The sequence below is a fragment of the Streptomyces sp. NPDC041200 genome, assembly GCF_055591805.1.
Genome location: NZ_JBVIZF010000086.1, coordinates 1 through 10,833 on the forward strand (window position 1 = coordinate 1; position 10,833 = coordinate 10,833).

Annotated in this window: 2 protein-coding genes; both read right to left on the reverse strand. The window is 73.7% G+C overall.

The window, feature by feature from the left end:
- Nucleotides 1-1,096, reverse strand: a 1,096-nt coding sequence (locus ACZ6CL_RS42245) for a beta-ketoacyl synthase N-terminal-like domain-containing protein (RefSeq protein ID WP_468946730.1), incomplete at its 3' end; no start/stop codon positions are given.
- On the reverse strand, nt 1,093-10,833 hold a 9,741-nt coding region (locus ACZ6CL_RS42250; RefSeq protein WP_468946732.1), incomplete at its 5' end, for a type I polyketide synthase. The genes ACZ6CL_RS42250 and ACZ6CL_RS42245, both read right to left, overlap by 4 nt.

Sequence of the window (10,833 nt, forward strand, 5' to 3'; positions counted from 1 at the left end):
GGGCTTCGATGGGATCGCCGAGGGTGGTGCCGGTGCCGTGGGCTTCGACAGCGTCGACGTCGGTGGGCGCCAGGCCCGCGTTCGCCAGCGCCTGCTGGATCACCCGCTGCTGGGACGGACCGTTCGGAGCCGAGAGCTGACTGCTCTGCCCGTCCTGGTTGACCGCGGACCCGCGGACCACGGCCAGGACGTGGTGACCGTTGCGGCGGGCATCGGAGAGCCGCTCCACCAGCAGCAGCCCGACCCCCTCACCCCAGACCGTCCCGTCGGCCGCGCCCGCGAACGGCTTGCACCGGCCATCGGGGGCCAGACCCCGCTGACGGCTGAAGCTGGTGAACGCCACCGGGGTGGCCATGACGGTGACGCCGCCGGCCAGTGCCATGTCGCACTCGCCGTTGCGCAGCGCCTGCACGGCCAGGTGCAGGGCCACCAGCGACGACGAGCACGCCGTATCCAGGGAGACCGCGGGTCCCTCGAAACCGTAGACGTAGGAGAGCCGCCCCGATGCGACGCTTCCCGCGCTGCCGGTGACGACCTGGTCTTCCATGCCTTCCGGCATCCGGCGCAGCCGGGACGCGTAGTCGTCGTACATGACGCCGGTGAAGACGCCGGTGCGGCTGCCGCGCAATGACTCGGGGTCGATGCCCGCGTTCTCGAACGTCTCCCAGCTGGTCTCCAGCAGCAACCGCTGCTGCGGATCCATCGCCAGCGCCTCACGCGGGCTGATCCCGAAGAAGCCGGGGTCGAACTCGGCCGCTTCGTGCAGGAATCCCCCCTCGCGTACGTAGGACTTGCCGTGCGCGTCCGGGGAGGGGTCGTAGAGGGCGTCGGTGTTCCAGCCGCGGTCGGTGGGGAACTCGCTGATCGCGTCGGTGCCCTCGGCCACCAGCCGCCACAGCGCCTCCGGCGAGGTCGCGCCGCCGGGATAGCGGCAGCCCATCCCCACGATCACGATCGGCTCGCAGGACGCGTCGGACTGCTGTTGCTGAAGCCGCCGGCGCAGGCGCTTGTTCTCCAGCAGCGACGTGCGCAGCGCTTCGACGACCTTCTCGTCCGGGGTGTTCATTCGTCGGCTCCGTCGGTTCGGGTCGGTCACGAGTCGGTTTCACTGAGGGCGATACGGACTAGGTCGTCGACATCGGCGTCGAGGAGGTCGGCTTCGTCGTCCTCCTGCTCGCCGCCGGGTTCGGCCACCTCCGTGGAGGCAGCGCCGCCGGCGAGGGCCAGCACGGCCTCCAGCAGGCCCGCCGCGCGCAGACGCTCGGGCGAAACGGAGGCGATGACCCTGCGGATCGCCACGTCCGGCTCCTCAGCCGGTGCGAGCAGCTCGCACAGGTGCGTGGCGAGCCTGCGCGGTGTGGGGTAGTCGAACAGGATCGTGGCGGGGAGCCGCCGGCCGGCGGCATCGGTCAGCCGATTGCGCAGCTCGATCGCGGTGAGGGAGTCGAGGCCCAGTTCGAGGAAGCCGCGGTCCGCTTCGACCACGCGGGAATCGGCGAGCCTCAACGTGACCGCAATCTCCTCCTGGATGAACTCCAGCAGCAGTTCGAGCTGTTCGGCTTGGGAACGACCAGCCAGACGCCCCGGCAGCGCCGGCCGGTTCCCCGCGCCGGCGCGGGGGCGCGGCGCGCCGCCGACCAGGTCCCGCAGGATCGACGGCGGTGTGCCGTGTTCCGCCCGTGCGCGCAGCGACGGCAGGTCCAGCCTGGCGAGTGTCCAGGTGGCGCGGTCGCTGGCGAGGGCGGAGTCGAACAGCGCGAGACCGTCTTCGATGTCGAGCGGAAGGATTCCGCTGCGCCCGATGCGGGCTTGGTCGGCGGCCCCGAGGCTTGCGCCCATCGCGCCTCCGGCAGCCCACAGTCCCCAGGCGAGGGAGACGGCGGGACGGCCTTCGGCGCGACGTTGCTCGGCGAGCCCGTCGAGGAAGGCGTTGGCCGCCGCGTAGTTCGCCTGGCCCGCCGCCCCGAGCACCCCGGCGGCGGACGAGAACAGCACGAAGTGCGTGAGGTCCAAGTCCGCGGTCAGCTCGTGCAGGTGCCAGGCGGCATCGGCCTTCGCCCGCAGGACGGTGTCGATCCGTTGTGGAGTGAGCCCGGGGACGGTGGCGTCGTCCAGGACCCCCGCCGTGTGGACGACGGCGGTCAAAGGGTGCTCCTCGGGGATGCCGGCGAGCAGCTGCGCCAGCGCGGCCCGGTCGGCCACGTCGCACGCGCCGATGGTGACGTGGGCACCCAGCCCGGTCAGCTCCTCGGCCAGTTCCTGCGCGCCTGCCGCCGCGGCGCCCCGCCGGCTGGTCAGGAGCAGGCGCCGGGCTCCGTGCCGTCGTACCAAGTGGCGGGCGACCAGGGCGCCGAGCGTTCCGGTGCCGCCGGTGACCAGCACGGTCCCTTCGCCGGGCGCCGCTGGGACGGCGTCCTCGTCGTCGGTGACGCGGCCGAGGCGGGCCGCGTACGCCCGTCCGGCGCGCAGCGCCAGCTGAGGTTCGTCGGTGTGCGACGCGGCGGGCAGGGCCAGGACCGACTCCTGCGCGTCGTCGAGGTCGAACAACACGATCCGGCCCGGGTTCTCGGTCTGCGCTGAGCGGATCAGCCCGCCGACGGCGGCGCCCGCGAGGTCCTCGACCGTCTCGCCGTCCACGGCGGCGACCGCCGACCGGGTCAGCACGCCCAGCCGGGACCCGGCGAACCGGTCGTCGCTGAGGAACCTTTGGACCACCTCCAGGACGCGGTGGGTCGCGCGGTGCGTCCGCTCGACCTGGTCACCCGGCCCGTCGTGGACCGTGCAGTCCAGGAGCAGCAGGTCCGGTGCGGGCGCCTCCCCGGTCAACGCGCGCGGCTCGGCGATGCCGGGGAGCGCGGCCAGCAGGCTGGGCGCGGGGTCCTCGAGCCAGCCGATCCGGGCATGCGGCGTGTCCTTGGGCTGTGCGGTGGGCTCGACCACCGTCCAGGAGAGCGCGAACTGTGCCCGCTGCCGCCGGTGCTGACCGCCCCCGAGCTGGTCAGGAGTCAGGTGCCGTACCGACAGCGACTCGATCGCCGCGACCTCCTCGCCGCCCTCGGTGGTCAGGCGCAGCGCGAATGCGTCGCCGCCCGTGCTGAGCCGGACGCGCAGGACACCGTCCGGTGCGCAGCCCGCCCCGCTGACGCCCGACCAGGAGAACGGCACCGGCACTCCCTCGGCCCGGTCCACGTCCGGGTAGGCGTAGGCGAGCGTGTGGAGAGCGGAGTCCAGCAGCGCCGGGTGGATGCGGAAGCCCGGCGCCGTCGCCTCCGGCAGATGGACCTCGGCCCAGACCTCGCTGCCGTGCCGCCACACCCTCCGCAGCCCCCGGAACGCGGGGCCATAGCCGAGCCCGAGGTCGGCGAGCTGTGCGTAGATCTGCTCGACGTCCTGCGCGGCCGCCTCCGACGGCGGCCACGGCGCGGCGTCAGATCCGGCTGTCACGATGTCCTCGGCCCGGCCGAGTTCCCCGTCCCCGTGCGCGGTCCACTCGTCGTCGACGGCGTGCGCGGGACGCGACCTGACCGTGACACGCCGGTGCCCGGACTCGTCGGCCGGCCCCGCGACCACCTGGACGTGGACCGCCCCGGTCTCGGGCAGGACGAGCGGAGCGGACATCGTCAGCTCCTCGATCCGGCCGCAGCCCGACCGTTCGCCCGCGTACAGCACCATGTCGACCAGGGCGCTGGCCGGGACGAGGGGGGTGGCGTGGACGGCGTGATCGGTGAGCCACGGCTGGGCGTCCGAGGAGATCCGGCCGGTGAACAGGAACCCGCCATCGGGCAGTTCGGTCTCCGCACCGATGAACGGGTGCGTCGTCGCGTGCAGCCCGAGGTCCGTCGGCGCGTCGGCGGCCGGCCGGCTGAGCCAGTACCGCTCGCGCTGGAACGGGTAGGTGGGCAGGTCCACGCGGCGGGCGTCCGGAAGCATCGCCGCCAGATCCACCCGAACACCCGCGATCCGGGCCCGTGCCAGCGCGGTGACCACCGACTCCGGCTCGCTCACGTCCCGGCGCAGCAGGGCGCCGACCACCGGCCGGGCCTCCTGGCCGGGCAGGCAGTCCGGGGCGAGTGAGGCCAGCGTATCCGCGCCCAGCTCAAGATAGGACCGGGTGCCCGCCTCGTGCAGGGTCTGCACGGCCGCCGCGAACAGGACGGGCTGGAGCACCTGGTCCGCCCAGTACCGCGCCGACGACATCGTGCCCGCCGCGACGACCTCACCGGTGACGGTCGAGACGATCGGGATCGAGGGCTCGGCGAACCGGACCCCCTCGGCGACCTCCCGGAACGCGGACACCACCGGCTTCATCAGCGGCGAGTGGAACGCGTGACTGACCAGCAGCCGCTTGGTCCTGCGACCGCGCTCGGCCCACTCCCCGACGACCGCCATCACAGCGACCTCGTCACCGGAGACAACCGTCCCCAGCGGGCCGTTCACCGCCGCGATGCCCACCATGTCCACCCGACCGGCCAGGGACGCGCGAACCTCCTCGGCGCTGGCACCGATCGCCACCATCGCCCCCGTCCCGGGCAGCTCCTGCATCAACCGGCCGCGCGCGGCGACCAGCCTGCACGCGTCCGGGAGGGACAGGACACCCGCGGCATGAGCGGCGGCGAACTCGCCGACCGAATGCCCCATCAGGTAATCGGGGACCACGCCCCAACTCCGCACCAGCCGGTACAGCGCGACTTCCAGGGCGAGCAGCGCGGGCTGGGTGTACCGGGTCTCGTGGAGCAGGTCTTCCTCCGGGGAACCGGCGGGCGCGAACATCAGGTCGCGCAGCGGCCGGTCGAGCAACCCGTCGAAGTGCGCGCAGACCTCATCCAGCGCACGCCGGAACGCGGGGTAGGCCGCGTACAGGCCGCTGCCCATGCCCGGCCGCTGCGACCCCTGGCCGGAGAACATGAAGGCGCTCGCGCCGTCCTTGCCGGCGACGCCGCGGATCACGGGGGGCGCGGCGCGCCCGGCCGAGAGCGCCTCGAGCCCGGACAGCAGCTCCTCGCGCGTGCGGCCGACCACCGCCGCGCCGTACTCGAAGACCGACCGCGTCCCCAGGGCGCGGGCGATGTCGGCGGGCTGGTACTGGGGATATTCGCGCACAAAGCCGAGGAGTTGATCGGACTGCGCGGTGAGCGCGGCGTCGGTCTTGGCCGACAGCACCCACGGCACGACCGGCCCGGGCTGCTCCCCGTCCGACTGGTCCGGCTGCCGCGACTGGTCCGGCTCGGGCAGGTCCTCGGCGGCCGGGGCCTCGATGATCACGTGAGCGTTGGTGCCGCTGATGCCGAACGCCGACACCGCCGCGAGCCTCGGCCCCTCGCGGACCGGCCAGTCCCGCGCCTCGGTGAGGAGGGCCAGGTTCCCTCCCGCCCAGTCCATGTGCGGGGACGGGCTGTCAATGTGAAGGCTGCGGGGCAGACGCCCGTGACGCAGCGCCTGGACGGTCTTGATGACGCCGGCGACCCCGGCGGCGGCCTGGGCATGCCCGATGTTGGACTTGACCGAGCCGATCCACAGCGGCCGGCCGGCGGGCCGGTCCTGGCCGTAGGCGGCGATGAGCGCCTGCGCCTCGATCGGGTCACCCAGCGGTGTGCCGGTGCCGTGCGCCTCGACCACGTCCACCTCCGACGCCCGCACCCCCGCGTCGGCGAGGGCCTGCCGGATCACCCGCTGCTGGGACGGCCCGTTCGGGGCGGTCAAACCGTTGCTGGCGCCGTCCTGGTTGACGGCCGACCCCTGCACCACCGCCAGCACCTGGTGGCCGTTGCGGCGCGCGTCGGAGAGACGCTCGACCAGCAGCAGCCCCGCGCCCTCGGCCCAGGCGACGCCATCGGCCCCCGCCGCGAACGGCTTGCACCGTCCGTCGGGGGCCAGCCCGCGTTGCCTGCTGAACTCCACGAACGGCGCCGGCGTCGCCATGACCGTAACGCCGCCCGCCAGGGCCAGATCGCACTCGCCGTCGCGCAGCGCGCGCACCGCCAGGTGCAGGCTGACCAGCGACGAGGAACACGCGGTGTCCACGGTGATCGCCGGGCCCTCGAGGCCGAAGGTGTAGGCGAGGCGGCCCGAGGCGACACTGCCCGCACTGCCCGTGCCCAGGAACCCCTCGTACTCGCCGGGAGGCGCGTTCAGCAGACGGCCGCTGTAATCGCCGTACATGACGCCGGTGAACACCCCGGTGCGACTGCCGCGCAGCGACTCCAGGGTGATGCCCGCACGCTCGAACGCCTCCCAGCCCGTCTCCAGAAGCAGCCGCTGCTGGGGGTCGGTGGCCGTCGCGTCACGCGGGCTCATGCCGAAGAAGTGCGGGTCGAACCGGGCGGCGTCGTAGAGGAAGCCGCCCTCGCGGGTGTAGGACTTCCCCGTCCGCTCGGGTTCCGGGTCGTAGAGGTCGGCAACGTTCCAGCCCCGGTCCTCGGGGAAGGGGCCGATCGCGTCGACCTCCTCGGAGACGAGCCGCCACAGGTCTTCCGGGGACCGCACCCCGCCGGGGAACCGGCAGGCCATGCCAATGATCGCAATGGGGTCGTCGTCCGGCCTCGGCACCTGCCCGGTAGCGGCGGGGGCCTGCGGGCCGGTGCCGAGCAGCGCGTCGGCCAGGTGCCCGGCGAGCGCCTGCGGGTTCGGGTAGTCGAAGGCCAGCGTGGCCGGGAGCCGCAGATCCGTCTCCGCGGACAGCCGGTTGCGCAGGTCCACCGCGGTCAGCGAGTCGAACCCCAGCTCGGTGAAACCCCGGTCGGCGTCGACGCGGCCGGCGTCGACGTGACCGAGGACGGCCGCCACATGCTCCCGTACGAAGTCCAGCAGCAGCCGGTGCTGCTGTGCTTCGGTGAGCCCGCCGAGCCGCTGCGCCATCGGAGTGCGCCCGGCCGGCAGGCGGGGCGCGGCAGCGACGAACCCCGCCAGCATCGGCGGAAGCGTCGCCGGATCTGCCGAACGCAGCGCGGCGCGGTCCAAACGCAGCGGCAGCAGCACGGGATGGCCCCCCGCGAGGGCCGCGTCGAACAGGTCGAGACCCTCCGCCTCAGACAGCGGCACGAGCCCCGCCTGCCGGACCCGCCGTGCGTCGGCCGCCATCCCGTCCGCGGACGCCCAGGGCCCCCAGGCCAGGCTGGTGGCCGGGAGCCCCTGCGCGTGGCGGTGCCCGGCGAGGGCGTCGAGGCAGGCGTTGGCCGCGGCGTAGTTGGCCTGGCCGGGCGTGCCGAGCATTCCGGCGGCCGACGAGAACAGGACGAACGCGGCGAGGCCGGCGTCGGCAGTGAGTTCGTGCAGGTGCCAGGCTGCCTCGGCCTTCGGGCCCAGGACGGTCCCCAGCCGCTCCGGGGTCAGATTGCTGAGGGCCGCGTCGTCCAGCACTCCCGCCGTGTGCACCACGGCGGTCAGCGGGTGCTCGGACGGAATGCCCTCGACAGCGGCGGCGAGACTCGCGCGGTCGGCGACGTCGCAGACCGCGATGGTGACCTCGGCGCCGCACTGCGAAAGCTCCGCCCGCAGCGCCTCCGCTCCCGGCGCGTCGGCTCCGCGCCGGCTCAGCAGCATCAGATGCCGGACACCGTGCCGGACCGCCAGATGGCGGGCGACGACCGCGCCCAGAGCGCCGGTACCACCAGTGACCAGCACGGTGCCCTCCGGGTTGAGCGGCGACACCTCGGCGTTGGGCAGCGGGGTCGCGGTGACACGGGGCACCAGAGAGCGGCCCTCACGCAGCGCGACCTGGGGCTCATCGCGGGCGACCACGGCGCCCAGGGACCGCGCCGATGCCGCGCTTCCGTCGAGATCGACGAGGACGAACCGTCCCGGGTGCTCGTTCTGGGCGCTGCGCATCAGCCCCCACACGGCCGCTCCCGGCAGGTCGACGGCCGCGTCATCGCAGCTTGTGGAGACCGCGCCCCGGGTGACGACCACGAGTCGGGAATCCGCCGTGCTCTCCTCGGCCAGCCACTCCCGCGCCGCCAGCAGCACCTTGGTGACGGCCGCGCGAACCTCCCCCGGGCCGGCCCCCGGGGAGGCGCCGACCGGCAGCAGCACCGCGCCGGGCAGCGCACCCCCAGCCGAGAGGAGCTCGGCCACATCCCGGTGGAACCCGGCCGGGATGTCCGCATCGGCCGGCGCCGCCAGGAACTGGCCGTGCTCACCGAGCACAGCCAGGCAGGCCAACGCGGCAGCCGGGCGGGAAGGAGCGGGGACCCAGCCGAGCCGGTACGCCTCCTGGCGCCGGACGCTGATCTGGCTCACCGGAACCGGCCGCACCACCAGCGCCTCGATCGAGGCGACCGGCACGCCGTCCGCGTCGGTGATGGCGACGGCCAGCGTGTCCGGCCCGGTCCGGGTCAGCTGGCTCCTGATCGAGGTGGCCCGCCACAGGTGCGGCATGACACCCCGCCAGGAGAACGGCAGAAGGATCTCCTCGCCCGCACCCAGCGACGGGTGGTTGCCCGCCAGCGCGTGCAACGAAGCATCCAGCATCCCCGGGTGCAAGCCGAGCGCCTCGCCGTCTTCGTGGACGTGGGCCTCGGTGTAGACCGTGGAGCCGGCGCGCCAGGCCGCACGCAGCCCCTGGAACGCCGGACCGTAGCCGACGCCGATGTCGGTGAGCGCGTCGTAGATCCCGGCGATGTCGATCGCCTCGGCGTCCCGCGGCGGCCACGTCGCGCAGAAGTCATCGAACGGCTCGCTCGCGTGCTCGCCCAGCGTCCCGGACGCGTGCCTGGTCCACAGGCCTTCGCCATCGCCCGGGGCGGTCGCGGCGCGCGAGCTGATGGTGATCGGCCTGACCCCGTTCGCGTCCGAAGCGGACACCGTCACCTGCAGATCGACCGACCCGCCCTCCGGCAGGGTCAGCGGTGTCTCGATGGTCAGTTCCTCGATCCGGGCGCATCCGCTGACCGCCGTCGCGTGGACGGCCATGTCGAGGAACACCGTGCCGGGCACCAGCGCGGTGCCGTTCACGGTGTGCTCAGCGAGCCACGGGTGGGTGCGCCGGGACACCCGGCCGCTCAGCAGCCAGCCACCGGTCTCGGCGACGGACGTCGCGGCCCCGAGCAGGCCGTGCGTGCCGCCGTCCATCCCCAGGGACGCGGCGGCCACCGGAGCGGCCGCCGGCAGCCAGAACCGGCGTGCTTCGAAGGGATAGTTGGGCAAGGTCACCGGCCGCGTGTCCAGCCGCGCGAAGAACGCGCGCCAGTCCACGGGCATGCCCCGCAGCCCGGCCTCGGCGACGGCGGCGACAAGGGTCTGTGCCTGCGGCCGGTCCCGGCGCTGTGCCGCGATCCTGTAGCCCGCACCGTCGCCGGACGGAAGGGTGGTCAGGGCCGCGTCGGGCCCGATTTCCAGGAAGGTCGTGACCCCCAGCTCGCCGAGCACACCGACCGCGTCGTGGAACCGGACAGGCTGCCTCACCTGCCGCGTCCAGTAGCCCGGATCCTCCAGCTCCCCCGCACCGGCCTGGCGGCCGGTGAGGGTGGAGACGAACTGCGCCGTGGGCGTGCGGTAGGTGACGCGTTCGGCGACCTGGCGGAACGCGGCCAGCATGCCGTCCATGTGCGGGGAGTGGAAGGCGTGGCTGACCCGCAGCCGCGTCGTCTTCCGGCCGCGTCCGGACCACAGTTCCGCGATCCGCAGCACCGCCTCCTCGTTACCGGAGACCACCGTCGAATCGGCGGCGTTGACCGCCGCGATCGCCACGGCGCCCGCCGAGCCGAGCAGGGACTCGGCCACCTCGTCCTCGCCCGCCCGGATCGCGACCATCGCGCCGCGCGCCTCCACCCCCTGCATCAGCCGCGCCCGCTCCGCGACGAGTTCGCACGCATCGTCGAGGTCGAAGACGCCGGCGACGTGCGCGGCGGCGATCTCTCCGATGGAGTGCCCGAGCAGGACGTCGGGGCGCCCGCCCCACGACTCGACCAGCCGGAACAGCGCGACCGACATGGCGAAGATCGCCGGTTGGGCGTACCGGGTCTCGGAGAGCAAGGCGGACTCCGGTGTGCCCTCATCGGCGAACATCACCGACCGCAAGGAGACGTCCAGCCGCTCGTCCAGCCGCGCGCAGATCTGGTCCAGCTCAGCCGCGAACACCTCGAACCGGCCATACAGCTCCCGGCCCATTCCCGGGTGCTGGCTGCCCTGCCCGGAGAACAAGAACGCGCTCTTCCCCGCACTGACACCGGCGACGGCCACATGGGCCGCGGCCCCGCCGTGCGCCAGGGCGTCGAGCCCGGCGAGGAACTCCTCGCGCGTCTGCCCCGTCACCGCCGCGCGGTACTCGTGCACGGCTCTGCTGGCCAGCGAGGCGCCGATATCGGCGGCGCTGAAGCCCGCCTGCCCGGCCAGGTGCTCGGCGAGCCTGCGCGCCTGCGCGGCCAGGGCCGCCTCCGTCCGCCCGGACAGCACCCAGGGGACGGGAACACCATCGGCTTCGCTACGGCTGTCCTGCGCCGGGACCCCGGCGGTCGCCGGATCCCATTCGAGGACGACGTGCGCGTTGGTGCCGCTGATACCGAACGCCGAGACGGCCGAGCGGCGCACCCCGCTCCCGCCCGGCCAGGACTGTTCCTCGGCGAGGAGGGACACCCCGCCGGACGACCAGTCCACGTGCGGCGTCGGCTCGTCGACGTGCAGCGTCCGGGGCAGCAGCCCGTGCCGCATGGCCTGCACCATCTTGATCACTCCGGCTGCCCCGGCGGCCGCCTGGGTGTGGCCGATGTTGGACTTGACCGAGCCGATCCACAGCGGGCGGTCTGCGGGGCGGTCCTGGCCGTAGGCGGCGATGAGGGCCTGTGCCTCGATGGGGTCGCCGAGGGTGGTGCCGGTGCCGTGCGCTTCGACGGCGTCGAT